This is a genomic window from Phytohabitans kaempferiae (assembly GCF_042433955.1).
GTDB classification, from domain to species: Bacteria; Actinomycetota; Actinomycetes; order Mycobacteriales; family Micromonosporaceae; genus Phytohabitans; species Phytohabitans kaempferiae.
In genome coordinates this window covers 38,984-56,943 of record NZ_JBHLUH010000011.1, presented here as the reverse complement: position 1 = coordinate 56,943, position 17,960 = coordinate 38,984, and the positions used below count along the sequence as shown (strand labels likewise).

Here is a 17,960-nt window from a genome sequence, read left to right as displayed (position 1 = left end):
TCTAGCCGCTACTCACCGGTGACCGGTCCGCTACTCAACTTGGCACATATGGCGGTCCGCGTGTCGCGGAGAGGCTCTATATGCTCCGCGAGTGGGTCCGTGGCAATTCGTCGGCCGTGCCGATGAGCTGCGCCGCATCGTCGCGTCCGCCACGAGTTGCGACCGCCGCGGCCTAATCCTCAGCGGCACCGCCGGCATTGGAAAGACCCGCCTGCTGCGCGAGGCTGTGACCGACCTCCCCTCAGAGCGGTTCGCGGTGTGGACGGCGACCGCCAGCATCGCGGTGGCCGGGCTGCCCTTCGGCGGGCTGGCCCAGGTGCTCCCCGGTGACCAGCCGGTCGGCGTCTCGCCCGCCGGGCTGCTGCGGTGGGCGGTCGAGGCGCTGCACCGCGAGGCCGCGGGCCGCCCGATGGTGCTCGCGATCGACGACGCCCACCTGCTCGACCCCTCTTCGGCGGCGCTGGTCTACCTCGTCGCCCGCGACGCGCACGCCACGGTGCTCGGCACGCTGCGCACGGGCGAGCAGGTGCCGCTGCCCGTGCGTGCACTGTGGACCGACGATCTGGTCGACCACGACGAGCTGACCCCGCTCTCCGCCGCCGACACCAGCGCGCTGCTGACCGAGATGCTCGCCGGCCCGGTCGACACCGCCTCGGCCGACCGGCTGTGGCGCCTCTCCGCGGGCAATCCGCTGCTGCTGCGCGAGCTGGTGATCGCCGCCTCCGCCACCGACGAGCTGACCCGGCTTTACGGCGTGTGGCGCTGGACCGGCGAGTTCGATCTCGCGCCCCGCCTCACCGACCTCATCGACGCCCGCATCGGCGACCTCGGCGACGAGGTGCGCGAGGTGATCGAGCTGGTCGCGTTCGGCGAGCCGATCGGGCTGTCGCTGCTGATCCAGGCGGCCGGCGAGGCCCCAGTGGAGAGCGCCGAGGAGCGTGGGCTGATCCGGGTCGCGGCCAGCGACCGCCGCCACCACGTGCGGCTGGCCCACCCCCTCTACGGCGAGGTGGTGCGCCAGCGCTGCCCGGTGACCCGCGCTCTGCGGCTCAAGGCCCGGCTCGCCGCCCTGGTCGAGGGGGCCGGCACGCGTCGCCGCGACGACCTGCTGCGCGTGGCCGAGTGGCGGCTCGACTCGGGCACCGCCACCGACCCGGTCATGCTGCTCCGGGCGGGCGAGCAGGCGTTCAGCCGATACAACATGCATCTCGGTGGCCGTCTCGCGGCCGCCGCGCTGGAGATCGGCGGCGGCTTCGACGCGGCTGACCTGCTCGCGGCCGTGATGATGTTCATGGACCGCTCCGAGGAGGCGCTTCCGGTCCTCGAGTCGGTGCGCGGCGAGATCGACTCCGACCAGCGGCTCAGCCGGTGGCTGGTGGTGCGCGGGCTGGTCTCCTACTGGGGCCTCGGGCGAAAGTCCGCTGTGGACGAGATCGCCAAAGACGCGGCCACCGTCGCCGACCCGGCGTTCCGGGCGCGCGTGCACTCGTTCGAGGCGATCATGCGGCTGCACCGGCTCGACACCGCCGAGGCGGGCCGGCTCGCGCGGTCGATCGTGGACAGTCCGGTCGCGCCGGTCTCCGCCCGCAACCTGGCCCAGTGCGTGCTCGCCCACGCGCACGCCGTTCGCGGCCAGATCGAGGCCAGCGCCCGCATCACCGACCAGGTGCAGGCCGACGCGCCGCTGTGGCGGGCCGAGATGCCCTACCTCCAGCTCGCGCTGGAGCTGGCCCGGGGCACGCGCCTCGCCATCGCCGGCGACCTGGCCGGGATCGACGCGATCGTGGCGGACGAGTTCGCCGACCTGGCCGACGCGGGCGACTTCCGGCTCGGCTCCGGCTACCTCTCGGTCATCCGCGCCCAGGCCGCCCGGCTGCGCGGGCGCACCGCCGAGGCCCTGCACGGCAGCCTCCAGGCCTGCGCCGTGCTCGCCAGCAGCCGGGTCTTCGCCGGCCTCGCGCACGCCGAGCGGGCCCACGCCGCCGCGCTGCTCGGTGACGCGGAGGAGGCCCGGGCCGCGATGGCCGACTCCGACCGGACCCACCGCCCCGTCATGGCGGTGCTCTACCCCTGGCGGGAGCAGGCCAGGGCCTGGGTCGCGGCCTGCGGCGGCGACGTCGAGCAGGCGATCACCGGGCTGGTCTCGCTGGTCGAGCGGCTGCGCGCCGACGGCTTCGCTGCCCACGAGTCGCTCGTCCTGCACGACCTGGTGCGGCTGGGCTGCGCCACGCTCCCGATCCGCTGGCCCGAGGGAGAGACCGAGGCGCAGACCGTCGCCGGGCGCCTCGCCGAGCTGGCCACGGTCGTCGACGGCCCGCTCGCGGCCCTGATGGCCCGCCACGCGGCCGCGGTGGGCGACGGTGCCGAGCTGCTCGCCGTCGCGGACGCGTTCGCCGAGCGCGGGCTGCTCCTCTTCGCCGCCGAGACGGCCGCGATGGCGGTGGTGCGGCTGCGGGCGGCGACCGGCGCCGAGCGCTCCGAGGCCAGTGCCCGCCTCGGCGACCTCCTCGCCGGCTGTGACTCCCTCCGCACGCCCGCGCTGCGGGCGGCCCGCCCCGCGCTCACCGAGCGGGAGCGCCAGGTCGCCCACCTCGCCGCGGCGGGCGTGGCCAGCAAGCAGATCGCTGACCAGCTCTTTCTCTCCACCCGCACGATCGAAAACCATCTCCAGCGGGTCTACGGGAAACTCGGCGTGACCAATCGAAGCGAGCTTGCTCACGCCCTACAGGCCCTGCCCGAACAATAGGGTGGTGGCGTGACCGCCCTGCTGACCGACCACTACGAGCTGACCATGCTCAGCGCCGCACTCAAGGATGGCACCGCCGGCCGCCGCTGCGTCTTCGAGGTCTTCGCCCGCCGTCTCCCCACCGGCCGCCGCTACGGGGTCGTGGCCGGCACCGGGCGGCTGGTCGATCTCGTGCGCGAGTTCCGGTTCACCGAGGCCGAGGTCGACCACCTGCGGAGCAACGGCGTGGTCGACGACGAGACCGCCGAGTGGCTGGCGGCCTACCGCTTCACCGGCGACATCGACGGATACGCCGAGGGCGAGCTCTACTTCCCCGGCTCGCCGATCCTGACGGTGAGCGGCACGTTCGCCGAGTCCGTACTGCTGGAGACCCTGATCCTCTCCGTGCTCAACCACGACAGCGCGATCGCGGCGGCGGCCGCCCGCATGGTCACCGCCGCCCGGGGGCGAGCCGTGATCGAGATGGGCGCCCGCCGCACTCACGAGGAGGCCGCGGTCGCCGCCGCGCGCGCCGCATACCTGGCCGGCTTCGAGTACACGTCCAACCTCGCGGCCGGCTACCGCTACGGCATCCCGACGGCGGGCACGGCCGCGCACGCGTTCACGCTGCTCCACGACGACGAGCCGGCGGCCTTCGCCTCCCAGGTGGAGGCGCTGGGCAAAGACACGACGCTGCTCGTCGACACGTACGACATCAGCCAGGGCATCCGCAACGCCATCGCGGTCGCCGGCCCCGAGCTGCGCTCCATCCGCCTCGACTCGGGCGACCTCTCGGTGCTCGCCCAGCAGTCCCGCGACCTGCTCAACTCGCTGGGCGCCACGGAGACCAAGATCATAGTCTCCGGCGACCTCGACGAGTACGCGATCGCCGCGCTCGCCGCCGAGCCCGTCGACATGTACGGCGCCGGCACCGCGGTCGTGATCGGCTCCGGCGCCCCCACCGCCGGCCTGGTCTACAAGCTTGTCGAGGTCGAGGGGCGCCCGGTGGTCAAGCGCTCGGAAAACAAGGCCACGGTGGGCGGCCGCAAGACGGCGGTACGCCGCCACAAGCCCACCGGCACCGCCACCGAGGAGATCGTGGTCTCCCAGGGCGTGCCCGACCACCAGCTCGGCGACCGGCTGCTCCAGCACACTTACATCGTGGCCGGCGAACCCGCGCACCTCCCCGAGCTGACCGAGTCGCGGGCCCACCTGCGGCAGTGCCTGATCTCCATCCCATGGGAGGGGCTCAAGCTCTCCGCCGGTGACCCCGCCATCCCCGTCACCATCGTCCCCGCGTCTTGAGAGGTGTCGTATGAGCCGGGCGCTCATCATCGTGGATGTACAGAACGACTTCTGCGAAGGCGGCTCGCTACCCGTCAGCGGTGGCGCGGCGGTGGCGGCCGGCATCTCCGGCGCGCTGACCAACGGCCCCTGGGACCACGTCGTGGCGACGAAGGACTACCACATCGACCCGGGCGCCCACTTCGGCGATCCGCCCGACTTCGTCAACTCGTGGCCCCGCCACTGCGTGGTGGGCACCTCCGGCTCAGACTTCCACCCCGCGCTCGCCACCGGCCGCATCGAGGCGATCTTCCACAAGGGCCAGCACGCGGCGGCCTACTCCGGCTTCGAGGGCCACGACGACGAGGGCAGCGGCCTCGCCGACTGGCTGCGGGCCCGGGACGTGACGCAGGTCGACGTGGTCGGCATCGCCACCGACCACTGCGTGCGCGCGACCGCGCTGGACGCCGCCCGGGAGGGCTTCGCCACCACCGTCCTGGTCGACCTGACCGCCGGCGTCGCCCCCGCCACCACCGAGGCCGCACTCCGCCAGCTCCGGGCGGCGGGAGTCACGCTGACGCCCTGACGCCGGCTGGCGTGCGGAATGCCTTGGCGGCGCTCATCTGCGGGCGGCCCCGAACGCGAAGATCGCGGTACCCGGCAAGTGGGTACCGCGATCTTTTCGCGCGTGTTCGTCTAGCGGTCGATCTCGGTCGAGGTGTCCTCCTGGTAGGAGGCGCCGCCGCGGGACTCGCTGGTCAGCGGCTTGGCCCCGCCCTCGGGCGGACCAGCCAGCGACTGCCCACCGGCCGCCAGGTGCGGGAACTTCGCGTCGAAGGCCGGCCGCTCGGAGCGGATCCTCGGCATGCGGTCGAAGTTGCGCAGCGGGGGCGGCGACGACGTGGCCCACTCCAGCGAGTTGCCGTGGCCCCACGGGTCGTCGACCTCGACCACCGGGCCGGCCTTGTACGACTTCCACACGTTGTAGAGGAACGGCAGCGTGGAAGCGCCGAGCACGAACGACCCGACCGTGGAGATCGTGTTGAGCGTGGTGAAGCCGTCGTCCGGGAGGTAGTCGGCGTAGCGCCGGGGGAAGCCCTCGTTGCCGAGCCAGTGCTGCACCAGGAACGTGGCGTGGAAGCCGACGAACGTCAACCAGAAGTGGATCTTGCCCAGCCGCTCGTCGAGCATCCGGCCGGTCATCTTCGGGAACCAGAAGTAGATGCCGGCGTACACCGCGAAGACGATCGTGCCGAAGAGCACGTAGTGGAAGTGGGCCACCACGAAGTACGAGTCGGAGACGTGGAAGTCGACCGGCGGGCTGGCCAGCAGCACGCCGGAGAGGCCGCCGAAGAGGAACGTCACCAGGAAGCCGATCGCGAACAGCATCGGTGACTCGAAGGTCAACTGGCCGCGCCACATGGTGCCGATCCAGTTGAAGAACTTCATGCCGGTGGGCACCGCGATCAGGAAGCTCAGGAAGCTGAAGAACGGCAGCAGCACCTGGCCGGTGGCGAACATGTGGTGCGCCCACACGCTCATCGACAGGGCGGCGATGGCGATCATGGCGCCGACCATGCCCTTGTAGCCGAAGAGCGGCTTGCGGCTGAAGACCGGCACGACCTCGCTGATGATGCCGAAGAACGGCAGCGCGACGATGTACACCTCGGGGTGGCCGAAGAACCAGAAGAGGTGCTGCCACAGCATCGGGCCGCCGGTGGCGGGGTCGAAGACGTGGGCGCCGAGGAGGCGGTCGGCGGCGAGCGCGAAGAGCGCGGCGGCCAGCAGCGGGAAGACCAGGATCGCGAGCAGCGCCGTGATCAGGATCGACCACGTGAAGATCGGCATCCGGAACATCGTCATGCCGGGGGCGCGCAGCGTGAGGATCGTCGTGATCATGTTGACGCCACCGAGGATCGTGCCCAGACCGGAGATGGCCAGGCCGACGATCCACATGTTGGCGCCCACCCCGGGCGAGTGGACCGCGTCGTTGAGCGGCGAGTACGCGAACCAGCCGAAGTCGGCGGCACCGCCCGGCGTGACGAAGCCGGCCAGGGCGAGCGTGCCACCGAAGGCGTACAGCCAGTAGGCGAAGGAGTTGAGCCGCGGGAACGACACGTCCGGCGCGCCGATCTGGATCGGCACGACGAAGTTGGCGAAAGCGAACACGATCGGCGTCGCGAAGAACAGCAACATGATCGTGCCGTGCATCGTGAACAGCTGGTTGTACTGCTCGGGCGAGAGGAACTGCATGCCCGGGCGAGCCAACTCGGCGCGCATCAGCAGCGCCATCACGCCACCGATCATGAAGAACACGAAGGACGTGATCAGGTACATGATCCCGATCTGCTTCGCGTCCGTCGTACGCAGCAGGCGCGCGATCGCGGAGCCCTTGACCGGCTCTCGGACCGGCCACGGCCGCGTCACGATCGGCTTCGGTGCGACGGTGGTCACGCAGGGCCTCCGGATGTGTGCTGGCTCTTGATCTGGCGTACCAACGGGCAGGATAGCCTTCCGCCAGTCGCCTCCCACTACGGGGGTTAGTAGGAGAGCCGAACCGGGGTCAGTGCGGGCCCACCAGAGCCCGGTAATGGTCGGCGAAGATGTCGCCACCACGCTGGCGCAGCTCCGGGTCGCGCGTCTCCGGCGACACGTCGCGCAAGCGGTCGCGCTCGTGCGTGTGCTCCAGGACCCAGCTCGTGCGGGGCCGGCGGCGCCGCTCGTACTCGCTCAGGGCCTCGGGCACCGACGCGCACCGCCGCAGCGAGTCGGCGAGCACCACGGCGTCTTCCATGGCCATGGCGGCGCCCTGGGCGAGCGTCGGCGCGGTGGCGTGGGCAGCGTCTCCGACCAGCACGACCGGCCCGCGCGACCAGCTCCTGATCTCGACCTCGTCGGTGACCGCGACCTGCACCTTCTCCATCGCGTCGAGCACCGCGGGCACCGGGCCGCCGAACCCGCCGAACAGCTCGCGCATGCGGGCCAGCCCGTCGGCCGGCGCCGCGGTGGCGGCCTCGTCGGCGCAGACGAAGAGCCGCCCCGCCCCCATCGGCATGACCACGAACGCGGCCCGCTCGCCGAGCACCGCGGTCCACTCTGTGATCTTCGGCCCACCGGTCACCACGCTGCGGTACATCACCTGGCCGACCGGCACCGCGGCACCGCCAAGCTCGGCCATCAGCCGGACCGGGGAACGGCGGCCGTCGGCGCCGACCACCACGTCGTACTCCGCGGTCGAGCCGTCGCCGAACGCCACTTTGGCCGAGGCGCCCTCCACCAGGTCGACGCGGGTCACCTCGGTCTCGTGGCGCACCGCCCCGCCCGCGCCGCTGAGCATCACGCGGTGCAGGTCGGCCCGAGGCAGGGCACGGCACTCGCCGACGCCGTGCCACAGCCGGGCCAGGTCGACCTCGCACAGCTCGCCCCCGCGCGCGTCGAGGAAGCGCTGCCGGGTCACCACCTCACCAAAGGGGCGCACCGGCGCGTCGAGATCGAGCTCGCGCAGGGCCCGGGTCGCGTTGCCGGGCAGGTAGATGCCAGCTCCCGCCACTGTGGACGCGGGGAGCTTGTCGACCACTTCGGGGCGGAAGCCGACAAGGCGCAGTGCGCGGGCGGCTGCCAGACCGGCGATGCCGGCACCGACAACGAGGATCCGCAGACTGGATCCAAGCATGTGGGAACGCCTCCGGAGGTTTCGAGCCCCGGCGCCGGGGTAGGGGGCACGCTTTGAAGCCAAGAGACTACTCGGAGCGACCGACCAAGGGTAGGCCCCGATCGCGTCTAAGAGTAGTCCTCCAAACACGCAATTGCGCTACGCAAGTCTCACGTTTCGCGCGCCCCTGCCCTGACAAAACCCCACACACCGTCACCTTTGGACTCTTGCACTACCTCCACGCACCAACGCTTCCACCTCTTTGAGGCTCGCCATCGACGTGTCGCCGGGCGTCGTCATGGCGAGCGCGCCGTGCGCCGCGCCGTACTCCACGGCGGTCGCGAGGTCTCCGGTCGTGATGAGCCCGTAGATGAGGCCGGACGCGAAGCTGTCGCCGCCGCCGACCCGGTCCAGGATCTCCAGCCCCTGGCGGTGGGTCGCCTCGGCGAACGCCCCGTCGGCCCAGGCGATCGCCCCCCAGTCGTTGACCGTGGCGCTGTGGACGGTGCGCAGCGTGGTCGCGACGACGGCGAAGTTGCCGTACTCCTTCGTGACCGCCTCGATCATCCGGCGGAAGTTGGCAACCTCCAGCGTGGACAGTGACTCGTCGGTGTCCGGCACCTCGAAGCCGAGCGAGGCGGTGAAGTCCTCCTCGTTGCCGATCATCACGTCGACGTACCGGGCGAGCCGCTGGTTGACCTCCTGCGCCCGCTCCTTGCCACCGACCGCCTTCCAGAGGCTGGGCCGGTAGTTCAGGTCGTACGAGATCACGGTGCCGTGCCGGCGCGCGGCGGACATGGCCGCCTCGATGGTGTCCGGCGTGGTCTCCGACAGTGCCGCGTAGATGCCGCCGGTGTGCAGCCAGCGCGCGCCGAGCGTGCCGAAGAGGTGGTCCCAGTCGACGTCGTCGGCGCGGAGCTGGCTGGCCGCGGTGTGCCCGCGGTCGGAGGTGCCCACCGCGCCCCGCACGCCGAAGCCCCGCTCGGTGAAGTTGAGCCCGTTGCGCACCGCGCGGCCGATCCCGTCGTAGGGCAGCCACTTCACGAACGAGGTGTCGACGCCGCCCTGCAACACCAGGTCTTCGAGCAGGCGGCCCACCTCGTTGTCGGCGAACGCGGTCACCACCGCGGTGCGCATGCCGAAGCATCGGCGCAGCCCACGGGCCACGTTGTACTCCCCGCCGCCCTCCCAGGCGCGGAAGCTGCGGGCGGTGCGGACCCGCCCCTCGCCCGGGTCGAGGCGGAGCATGATCTCGCCGAGCGAGACCAGGTCGTAGCGGCACTCCTCGGCGGGCCGGACACGCAGCATCAGTTGCCTCCTGGTGACGTGAGCGCTACCGCCTCGGCGGTGAGCCGGGTGACCTCGTCCCACTTGCCGGCGGCGAGCAGGTCGGGCGCGACCATCCAGGTGCCGCCGACCGCGAAGACCGCGCCGAGCGCGAGGTAGTCGGGCAGGTTGCTGATGTTGACCCCACCGGTGGGGATGAACCGGACCGACCGGAACGGCGCGGCCAACGCCTTGATCATCTTGGCGCCGCCGACCAGCTCGGCCGGGAAGAACTTGACGGTGGAGAGACCCGCGTCGAGTGCCATCTGGATCTCGGTCGCGGTGGCCGCCCCGGGGTAGACCGGCACGCCGATCTCCTGGCAGTGCGCGACGACAGCGGGGCCGAAGCCCGGGCTGACCACGAACTTGGCGCCCGCCTCGACCGCCGCGTCGACCTGGGCCGGGGTCAGCACCGTGCCGGCGCCGACCAGCAGCTCGGGATTTGCCGCCATGATCCGGATCGCCTCGGCGGCCGCGTCGGTGCGGAAGGTCACCTCCACGCTGCGCAGACCTCCCGCGGTCAGCGCGGCGGCGAGCGGCTCGGCACCGGCCGCCTCCTCCAGGACGACGACCGGCAGCAACCGCGCCGCACCAATTGCCTGTTCGACATGCTGAACGTTGGTCACATCCTCGACCATAATGGAAAGCATGACTCCAGGCCAGCCAGTCAAGTCAGCCGACCGGACCCTCGAGGTGCTGGAAGCGCTGGCGGCATCCCCCGCCCGCCGCTCGCTCGTCGACCTCTCCCGGGAGCTCGACATCCCCAAAAGCAGCCTGCACGGCATCCTCCACACGATGGCCCGGCGCGGCTGGGTCGAGACCGACCCGACCGGCACGCGCTTCGGCCTGGGCGTGCGCGCACTGGCGGTGGGCGCGGCCTACCTTGACGCCGACGACGCGGTCGGCCTTGTGGCCGGCGTGCTCGACGACCTGTCGCGGCAGTTCGGGGAGGCGGTGCACCTCGGCCGCCTCGACGGCCCCGACGTGGTCTACCTCGCCAAACGCGAGTCGGTGCACCGGCTGCGGCTCTACAGCGCGATCGGGCGCAAGCTGCCCGCGCACGCCACCGCGCTGGGGAAGGCGCTACTCTCCCGCGGCACCGACCCCGAGGGCCAGTTGCGCTGGCCACTCCCCCGGCTGACCGCCCGCACCATCACCGACCGGAACGCACTCCGCGCCGAGCTGGCCGAGACGCGGGTACGTGGTTACGCCGTCGACCGCGAGGAGAACACCGAGGGGATCGTCTGCTTCGCGATCGCCGTACCTCTCGCCGACCCGCCCACCGACGCGATCAGCATCTCTGTGCCGGCCGCCCGGATCGGGCCGGACAGCGAGGAGCGGATCGCCGGCGCGCTGGCCCGGGCCATGGATCAGCTAAGGGCCGCGCGCAGCATATTTTCATACTCGTGAATATGTCCTAATCTCATGGGAGCGCTCCCGTCCCGACCCACCCGGACCCGTCCCCACCACGTGAAGGAGCACCCCATGAAACGCCCGATGCGCGCACTAGCCGCGATCGGCCTCCTCATCGCGGGCACCGCCGCGGTCATCGGCGTGGCCGCCGCACCGGCCCAGGCCGACGTCCGCATCTGTGAGCAGTACGGCACGACCACGATCCAGGGCCGCTACGTCGTGCAGAACAACCGCTGGGGTTCCAGCGCCGAGCAGTGCATCAACGTCACGGACACCGGCTTCTCGATCGTGAGCCAGCAGGGCAGCGCGGCGACCAACGGGGCGCCACTGTCGTACCCGTCGGTCTTCCTGGGCTGCCACTACACCAACTGCTCGCCGGGCACCAACCTGCCGATCCAGGTGAGCCAGATCGCCAGTGCCACCAGCAACATCAACTACACGTACTCGAGCGGCACCTACAACGCCTCGTTCGACATCTGGCTCGACCCGACGCCCAGGCGCGACGGGGTCAACCAGATGGAAATCATGATCTGGTTCAACCGCCAGGGCCCGATCCAGCCCATCGGCTCCTCGATCGGCACCGGCACGGTCGGCGGCCGCACCTGGGACGTGTGGCGCGGCAGCAACGGCTCCAACAACGTCATCTCGTACGTCGCGCCGTCGCCGATCACCAACTGGAACTTCAGCGTCCTGGACTTCATCAACGACATCCGCAACCGGGGCGCGATCACCAACTCCTGGTACCTGACCAGCATCCAGGCCGGCTTCGAGCCGTGGAACGGCGGCGTCGGCAACGGCGTCACCTCGTTCTCCGCCAACGTCACGCAGGGCACCCCGCCCACCATCCCGACCACGAGCCCGCCGGCCACGACCCGGCCGCCGGTCACCACGCCCCCGCCGGGCGGTGGCGGCGCCTGCCGCGTCGCGTACACGGCGAACTCGTGGAACAACGGCTTCACCGGCAGCGTGACCGTCACCAACACGAGTTCCAGCACAGTCAACGGCTGGACGCTGGGCTTCTCGTTCCCGAGCGGCCAGCAGATCACCAACAGCTGGAACGCGACCGTGACGCAGAGCGGCTCGTCCGTGACCGCCCGGAACGCCGGCTACAACGGCACGCTCGCACCGGGCGCCACCGCCTCGTTCGGCTTCCAGGGCACGCACAGCGGCACCAACGGCACACCGACCGGCTGGGCGCTGAACGGCACCGCCTGCACCACCTGACCTCGCTCCCTCCTCTGATCGGGGCGCCCTCACCGGGGCGCCCCGATCGTCTTTCAGGGCCCGCTGACAATGCGATAGCGACGCAAGGGGGACCTGGCCGGCGCGGTCGCCTCGACCTTTCCCACTGCGATCAAGGCGTCGAGCGTACGAAGTACGGTGATCTGCCCGAGTCCGGTCGCCACCTCGATGTCCCGCCGGGACATGTCCGGCCGCGCGGAGAGAACGGCGAGGACGATTCCTTCCCGATCAGTCTGCGAGACGTCCGAGATAGACGGCCGACCGGCGGACGGGACGAGAACGTATCGAGCGTGCCGTCGTTCACCAAGGCGCACCGCGAGTCCTCGCCCCACCAGGTCAGCCAGCTCGATCGTGGCACGGCGCCCTTCCAGGCCGAAGTTCCTCATCGATTGGTTGGTGATGGTGCGTCCCTCGCGCATCTGTGCGAGGGCCATCTGCTGCGTGGCCGTCAGCCCGGTCGCGCCCAACCCCTCGATCCACTCCATCGTCTCCGAGGTGAGCAGCGCATGGCGCGGAAAGATGACCTTGAAGCGGTTGATGCGGTTGTGAAATTCCGGAGGCGCCGAGCCCGCCCTGCGCATCTCCCTCAACATCGTCGGAATCCCACTCGCCCGGTTCTCGCAGACAGTTCGGTCGCTATCCGGCAGTTGTACGTCCTGGAGGAGCTTCACCAGGACCGGGTTTCTGGTGGAGGACACCCCCTCGCCGCCTAGGTCGTCCTCGGTCACCGCGCCGAACAGGCCTCCGGGGTTGGCTACGGCCAACCGGTCGGCGTACAGGACGATCTGCACCGGAGTTCCACGGGAGTAAGGCGAATAGTCGCGATGGATCAGGGCGTTGACGATGACCTCGCGCAGTGCCTCGACCGGGTAGTCGTAGACGTCACGCCGACCAGCGCCCTCGACGAACGACCTCAGAGATGTGTTCCGCAGCACCGCCGCCACCGCTTCGTCGACGATGTTGGGGATGGAGCCCTCGAAGGTGCGGTTGTCGAGAAACCGCGGGCCGCCGGCCGGAATGTCCTCCGCGGAGACGCCGGGATACACGGCGAAGGTCGCATTCAGCTGTGGGAAGAACTGCTGCGGGTACTGTCCGAGCGCGAGCAGGCCGCCAAGTGTCGGCACCAGGCGGTCGCCGGAGTCCGGTGTCAAGACGTTCAGTCGACGGAGGACGGCCTCATCACCGAGTCCGTCGAAAGCCCGGCGCTGGCGCTGGCGCACGCGACGCAGAAGAGAACCCAGAGACGCACCGTCGAGGTCGTCGATGGTCGCATCTGGGACAGGACGCCTGTCGTCGTCGGGCTGGCCTCGATTGGTGTGCAAGAGGTGGATCTCGAAGTCCGTTAGTTTTCGATCTCCGTCCCCACCTCGCGTGAAGGATCCGTTGTACTCCCCCCGACTCTTCACATAACAGGGCTTGAAGCGCGGATCCAGCTCGGGGACCTCGGCGACGACGACAGCCCCCTCACCGAAATCGACGATGTCGATGTCCGCTCGGACAGGTGGTTCGAGCTCGCCGGCGCAGGCACTGGCGAGAGCGTCTCGGATGGCAGCGGCCCGGAAGCCATCCGCCAAGGAGAAATCGGTGCGCTCGTCCAAACCCAGGATGATGGTGCCGCCTCGATCGTTGCTGAACGCGCTGATCGTGTCACGCAGAGATTTCGGCAGGCCCCCGACGGCACTCTTGGCCTCGAGGTCGGTCAGGTCTGTCGCGCGTGCGCGCAAGAGCGCGACAAGCCCGCGGAGCTCGACAAGGTCCATGCCACACCTAATGATCTTGATAAAGACTTTGCGATAAAGACTTTATCAGGATCGTACGGTGCCCTCAGCCGACGCGGTGATGCCGCCGGCGGGCGGCATCACGGTGAACGTCGGATGGTCAGGCGGCGGTCGGGTAGGCCCGGCCCATCACCTGGCGCAGCTGCGCCGCACCGGTCACGGTGAAGCGCTGCCCGGCGGCCAACCGCAGCTCCAGCCCCCGACCCTGCTGCGCCGCGCGCGAGGCGGCGGCCGCGAGGGCGGTGACGATGCCGTCGTTGACGGTGGGTACGCGGACGAGGTCGATGACAATCGGAGTGGCCTGCTCGTCGACGGCGTCGGCGAGCGCGTCGTGCAGGCTGGCGGCAACGGTGGCGTCGAGTGGCCCCTCGGCGTAGACCAGGGCGGCATCGCCGAGACGGATGACGGTGAAGAAGGACAACGCCCTCACCCCCGGGACTGGGTTTACTGTGCTCGCTCCGCCCCGGGATGCCGGCCGCGTCCCGCCTCGTCGCCGTGCTCCTCGGTCGGGGCGTCGCCTGTCCTGGGGCCCTTTGGCTGGGTACTTTCCACCGTACCCAGATACACCGCACGCGATACGCCTGCGACGCGGCGACAATTGCGACTATGGGCGACCGGCTCGACGAATACCGCCGTAAGCGGGATGCCAACCGCACGCCCGAGCCGGTGCCGGGAGGCCGTCCGTCCGAGGGCCGGCCTCCCCGCGATGGATGATCCACCGGATGGACCCGCCGCCGGCCGGGTTCAGCCCGACCGGGCGCGGAGATAGGCGGCCACCGCGCTCATGTCCCGATCGCCCAGCGCGGCGGCGATCGCGGCGGTCGCCACGCCCAGGTTGGCCCCGGCCTGCGGCATCGGCGCGCCGACCCGCTCGGCGAGCTGGCGTACCAGGTCGAGGTCCTTGGCGACCAGGTCGAGGCTGAACGCGACCGGCGTCTCGTCCGGCCGCTCGAAGGCCGCCCGCTTGTACGACACGAACGCCGAGCCGACCGCGCTGTTGACGAGCACCTCGTACGTGGTCTCGGGCGGCACGCCGGCCCGCTCGGCGAGTACGAGCGCCTCGGCGAGCGCCTGGTTGAGCGCGAGCACGACGGTGTTGACCGCCAGCTTGACCACCGCGCCGGAGCCGGCCGGGCCGACGTGGAAGACCTGGCGGGCCAGCCGGTCGAGCACGGGCCGCACCTGGTCCACCGCGGAGTCGGGGCCGCCCACCATGAAGGTCAGCTGCCCCTTCTCCACCAGCGCGATGCTGCCCGAGACCGGTCCGTCCAGCAGTGTCGCCCCGCGCGCGGCGACGAGCGGCTCGACCCGGCGTACCGTCTCCGGGTCGACCGTGCTGGTCTCCACGACGACCGTCCCTTCGCGGAGCCCGGCAACGACGCCGTCCGGGCCGTCGTAGGCTGCGTGCACCGCCGCGTCGTCGGCGAGCGACACCAGCGCGACGTCGGCCTGCGCCACCGCCTCGCGCGCCGTCTGCGCTACCGCGCAGCCCGTCGCCGCGGCCTTCTCCCGGGTACGGTTCCAGACCACCACGTCGGCGCCGGACTCGCGGAGCCGGACGGCCATGCCGGCGCCCATCCGCCCCGTGCCGATGACCGCGACCTTCGATGCGCTCACTTCAGCAGCCAGCCTCCGTCGACGGGCAGGTTGACGCCGTTGACGGCGCCGTTGCGCAGCAGGAAGACCACGGCGTCGCGGACCTCGTCCATGGCGGCGAGCCGGCCGAGGGGCGTACGCGCGACGACCCCGTCCAGCGGCTTGTCCCGCCAATACGGGCTGTCGCCCACGATCCCGGGATGGATGCCGTTGACCCGGATCGGCGCCAGCTCGCAGGCGAGCGTGTGCACGAGCCCCACCACGCCGCCGTTGACGGTGGAGACGGTCGTGGAGCCCGGGTACGGCCGCCGCATCGCCTGCCCGCCGAAGACCACGATCGAGCTGCCCGGATGCATCTTCGGCACGAGCGCGTGCACGACCTCGGTGTAGCCGACCAGCTTGAGCGTGACCAGCCGGATCGCCCGCTCGATCGCGTACTCGGCGGCGGTGTTGTGGTCCCGCTCGATCGCGGCGAGCACGAGGTGGTCGACGCGCTCGACCCCGGTGAGCGCGCCGGCGATCGTCGCCGGCTCCGCGAGGTCGAGTGCGACCCCACGCGCGCCCACCTCCTTGGCGACCCGCTCGGCCCGGCCGGCGTCGCGGCTGGTGAGCAGGACGTCGTCGCCGAGGTCGGCGAAGAACCGGGCGACCTCCAGGCCGATGCCGGACGAGCCGCCGACGACAACAACGCTCATGCCCTCTCCTCCTCCTGGAGAACATCCTTCAGGTACGTCCAGTCGCGCGCGAATCGGTAGGAGTGGCGCGGCGGGGGCTGCGGTGCCTGGGTCTCCAACCACCGCACCGGCCCGTCGCCCGCGTTGGCGAAGCCGTGCACGCAGCCGACCCCGGCCCACGCCACGTCGCCCGCCTCCAGGCGGTACGTCTCGCCGTCGAAGGTGGCGTCGGTGGCGCCTTCGAGGATCAGGTAGGTCTCCTCGAAGGGATGGTCGTGCGCGCCGGCCACGCCGTCCGGCTCGTACCGCACCATGAACATCGTGGACAGGTCGGCGCCGAGGTCGCTGTCGACCATCATCTTCACCGTTATACCGCTGTAGACGAGCAGCGCGGTACGCATACTGGCGGAGACGGCGAGCAGGTCCTGGCTCTGCTTGCCGGGGTCCATGTGCCGTGGCGAGATGTGCCCGAACGACTGCGTGCGCGGGTCGCGGGGGTCGACCGGTAGCACCGGACCGGAGGCCGCCAGTGCCACCGGCAGCGTGTCGCCGTCAAGCCGCCCGCGCGGCTGCGGCGCCTGCATCTGTGCCCAGCGGGCCGGCTCGTCGCCCAGGTTGCGCCAGGCGTACGGCACGCCGGTGTTGACCAGGCCGTAGTCGCCGGGCTCCAGCCGGTACGAGCCGCCCGGCGTGTCCAGCACGGCCGAGCCGCTGAGCAGGAAGACCGACTCCTCGAACCAGTTGACCCGGCTGGGCACCGAGCCGCCCGGCGCCAGCTCGCAGACCGCGAATCCGGTGTGCACCGCGCCCGGCACGCTCTCGTCCACAATGGACCAGCGCGAGTAGCCGCCGGAGACGGTGGTGAACACCGCCTCCGACGCCCGGCGTACGACGTGACGCGAAATCAAGCTGGGACCGCCTTCTTGTCGACCACCGCGCCGACCAGGCGGTCGCGGGAGTTCTCCACCAGCGTGCGGGCCCGCTCCACGTCGGCCAGCAGCCTGCCGTCGCGCTTGCGGAACTGCCCGGCCACCAGCACCGCCTCCACATTGGAGACGTCGGCGCAGAGGGTGACCGCGGTGACCGCGTCGTGTACCGGCGCGACGTTGATCGCCCGAGCGTCGATGAGTACGACGTCGGCCTGCTTGCCCACGGTCAGCGAGCCGGTGCGGTCTTCCAGCCCGGCCACGTGCGCGCCGTTGAGCGTGGCGATCTCCAGCATCTGGCGGGCGGTGAGGTGCCCCTCGGCCGGCTCGTCGCGCTCCCAGAACTCCGCGTTGCGCCGCGCCCGGTCGGTGCCGAACGCGCTGCGGATCTGCGTGAACATGTCGCCCGGCACCGTGGTGACCACGTCGATCGAGAGGCTGGGGCGCAGGCCGTACTCGATGGACTTGGCCACCGGCGGCCAGCCGTGCCCCATCTGCACCTCGACCTGCGGCGCGATGGAGACCGTGCCGCCGCTGCGGGCGACGAGCTGCCACTCCTCCTCGCTGAAGTAGCAGCAGTGGATGTACGTGGTGTCGGCGCCGAGCAGGCCCAGCCCGTCGAGCTGCTTGACCATGCCGAAGCGGCCGGCCAGCCGCCCCATCGCCACGTGCACCGTGATCGGGATGCCGAGGTCGCGGGCCATCTCCCACTCGGCGCGCACCACGTCGTCGGTGCAGAAGCCGGGGCCGCGCGTGGCGAGCGCCATCGTCAGGAGACCGTCCGATGAGGAGAAGTAGGTGTCCCGGATCCGCTGGACGTCCGCCCTCGGGATCACGATCCGGCTCTCGAACCAGTAGTCGGCGAGCGAGGTGTTCGCGCTGCCGTACGCGTACTGCGCCCGGATGCCCGCCTCCTGGAGCCCGCGGATGCCGGCGTCGGGATGGTCGGGCGTGTTGTTGATGTGCGACCAGTCGACGAGCGTGGTGATGCCCGCGTTGAGGCACTCCAGCGCGCCGGCGAGGTTGCTCGCGTACACGTCCTCCGGCGTGTAGACCGGCGCGAACGTGTCCAGGATGTCGACGAAGTAGTCGTCCAGCGTGGCGTTGGGCGCGACGCCGCGGATCGCCGACTCCCAGGTGTGACGGTGCGTGTCGACGAAGCCGGGGATGACGATGCGCCCGCTGGCGTCGACCACCTCGGCGTCGACGTCGGCGGCGATGCTCGGCGCGACCGCCGCGATCTTGTCGTCTTCGATCAGTACGTCACCGCTCGGCAGGTCGCCGAGGAGGGGGTCCATCGTGATGATATGTCCGCCACGGAGCAGGATTCGGTTGGGCATGTGG

15 protein-coding genes are annotated in these 17,960 nt (G+C 70.9%); 5 read left to right on the top strand and 10 right to left on the bottom strand.

The window, feature by feature from the left end:
- Positions 1-91: 91 nt before the first annotated feature.
- Genes ACFFIA_RS09570 through ACFFIA_RS09560 form a run of 3 tightly spaced genes read left to right on the top strand, consistent with a single transcriptional unit; the run spans position 92 to position 4,595 of the window.
- A complete protein-coding gene (locus tag ACFFIA_RS09570; protein WP_377248732.1) occupies positions 92-2,746 on the top strand; it encodes a helix-turn-helix transcriptional regulator in 2,655 nt (884 codons plus the stop codon).
- A 9-nt stretch (positions 2,747-2,755) separates the two neighbouring features.
- A complete protein-coding gene (locus ACFFIA_RS09565; RefSeq protein WP_377248729.1) occupies positions 2,756-4,030 on the top strand; it encodes a nicotinate phosphoribosyltransferase in 1,275 nt (424 codons plus the stop codon).
- A gap of 10 nt (positions 4,031-4,040) precedes the next feature.
- Complete coding sequence (locus ACFFIA_RS09560; RefSeq protein ID WP_377248726.1) at positions 4,041-4,595, top strand: nicotinamidase; 555 nt, start codon at positions 4,041-4,043, stop codon at positions 4,593-4,595.
- A 110-nt stretch (positions 4,596-4,705) separates the two neighbouring features.
- On the opposite strand, the gene ctaD is transcribed toward ACFFIA_RS09560, so the two are convergent.
- The 4 genes from ctaD to eda all read right to left on the bottom strand — a co-directional run bounded on the left by ctaD (position 4,706) and on the right by eda (position 9,613).
- A complete protein-coding gene (gene ctaD, locus ACFFIA_RS09555) occupies positions 4,706-6,463 on the bottom strand; it encodes an aa3-type cytochrome oxidase subunit I (RefSeq protein WP_377248723.1) in 1,758 nt (585 codons plus the stop codon).
- Positions 6,464-6,572: 109 nt separating this feature from the next.
- Complete coding sequence (locus ACFFIA_RS09550) at positions 6,573-7,682, bottom strand: FAD-dependent monooxygenase (protein WP_377248720.1); 1,110 nt, start codon at positions 7,680-7,682, stop codon at positions 6,573-6,575.
- Between the two features lie 192 nt (positions 7,683-7,874).
- The gene (locus ACFFIA_RS09545) at positions 7,875-8,969 is read right to left on the bottom strand and encodes a sugar kinase (RefSeq protein WP_377248717.1); all 1,095 of its coding nucleotides are present in this window, start codon (positions 8,967-8,969) and stop codon (positions 7,875-7,877) included.
- Complete coding sequence (gene eda / locus ACFFIA_RS09540) at positions 8,969-9,613, bottom strand: bifunctional 4-hydroxy-2-oxoglutarate aldolase/2-dehydro-3-deoxy-phosphogluconate aldolase (protein ID WP_377248714.1); 645 nt, start codon at positions 9,611-9,613, stop codon at positions 8,969-8,971. Before eda ends, ACFFIA_RS09545 begins: the two co-directional genes overlap by 1 nt.
- A gap of 22 nt (positions 9,614-9,635) precedes the next feature.
- Here eda and ACFFIA_RS09535 point away from each other — a divergent pair, with 22 nt between their 5' ends.
- Positions 9,636-10,397, top strand: a complete 762-nt coding sequence (locus ACFFIA_RS09535) for an IclR family transcriptional regulator (protein ID WP_377248711.1) — start codon at positions 9,636-9,638, stop codon at positions 10,395-10,397.
- Between the two features lie 75 nt (positions 10,398-10,472).
- Positions 10,473-11,624, top strand: coding sequence for a glycoside hydrolase family 12 protein (locus ACFFIA_RS09530; protein ID WP_377248708.1), 1,152 nt, complete (start codon positions 10,473-10,475; stop codon positions 11,622-11,624).
- Positions 11,625-11,677: 53 nt separating this feature from the next.
- Here ACFFIA_RS09530 and ACFFIA_RS09525 read toward each other — a convergent pair whose 3' ends face one another.
- The 6 genes from ACFFIA_RS09525 to ACFFIA_RS09500 all read right to left on the bottom strand — a co-directional run bounded on the left by ACFFIA_RS09525 (position 11,678) and on the right by ACFFIA_RS09500 (position 17,956).
- A complete protein-coding gene (locus ACFFIA_RS09525) occupies positions 11,678-13,402 on the bottom strand; it encodes an ATP-binding protein (protein WP_377248705.1) in 1,725 nt (574 codons plus the stop codon).
- Between the two features lie 118 nt (positions 13,403-13,520).
- Complete coding sequence (locus tag ACFFIA_RS09520; RefSeq protein ID WP_377248702.1) at positions 13,521-13,850, bottom strand: STAS domain-containing protein; 330 nt, start codon at positions 13,848-13,850, stop codon at positions 13,521-13,523.
- 314 nt (positions 13,851-14,164) lie between these two features.
- Entirely contained in the window at positions 14,165-15,049 is an 885-nt protein-coding gene (locus tag ACFFIA_RS09515) for an NAD(P)-dependent oxidoreductase (protein WP_377248789.1), read from the bottom strand.
- Positions 15,034-15,711: an SDR family NAD(P)-dependent oxidoreductase gene (locus ACFFIA_RS09510; RefSeq protein WP_377248699.1), complete on the bottom strand. Its 678-nt coding sequence runs from the start codon at positions 15,709-15,711 to the stop codon at positions 15,034-15,036. The genes ACFFIA_RS09515 and ACFFIA_RS09510 overlap by 16 nt, the downstream gene beginning before the upstream one ends.
- Complete coding sequence (locus ACFFIA_RS09505) at positions 15,708-16,598, bottom strand: cupin domain-containing protein (protein WP_377248696.1); 891 nt, start codon at positions 16,596-16,598, stop codon at positions 15,708-15,710. Before ACFFIA_RS09505 ends, ACFFIA_RS09510 begins: the two co-directional genes overlap by 4 nt.
- Entirely contained in the window at positions 16,595-17,956 is a 1,362-nt protein-coding gene (locus ACFFIA_RS09500; protein WP_377248693.1) for an amidohydrolase family protein, read from the bottom strand. The genes ACFFIA_RS09505 and ACFFIA_RS09500 overlap by 4 nt, the downstream gene beginning before the upstream one ends.
- Positions 17,957-17,960: the final 4 nt, after the last annotated feature.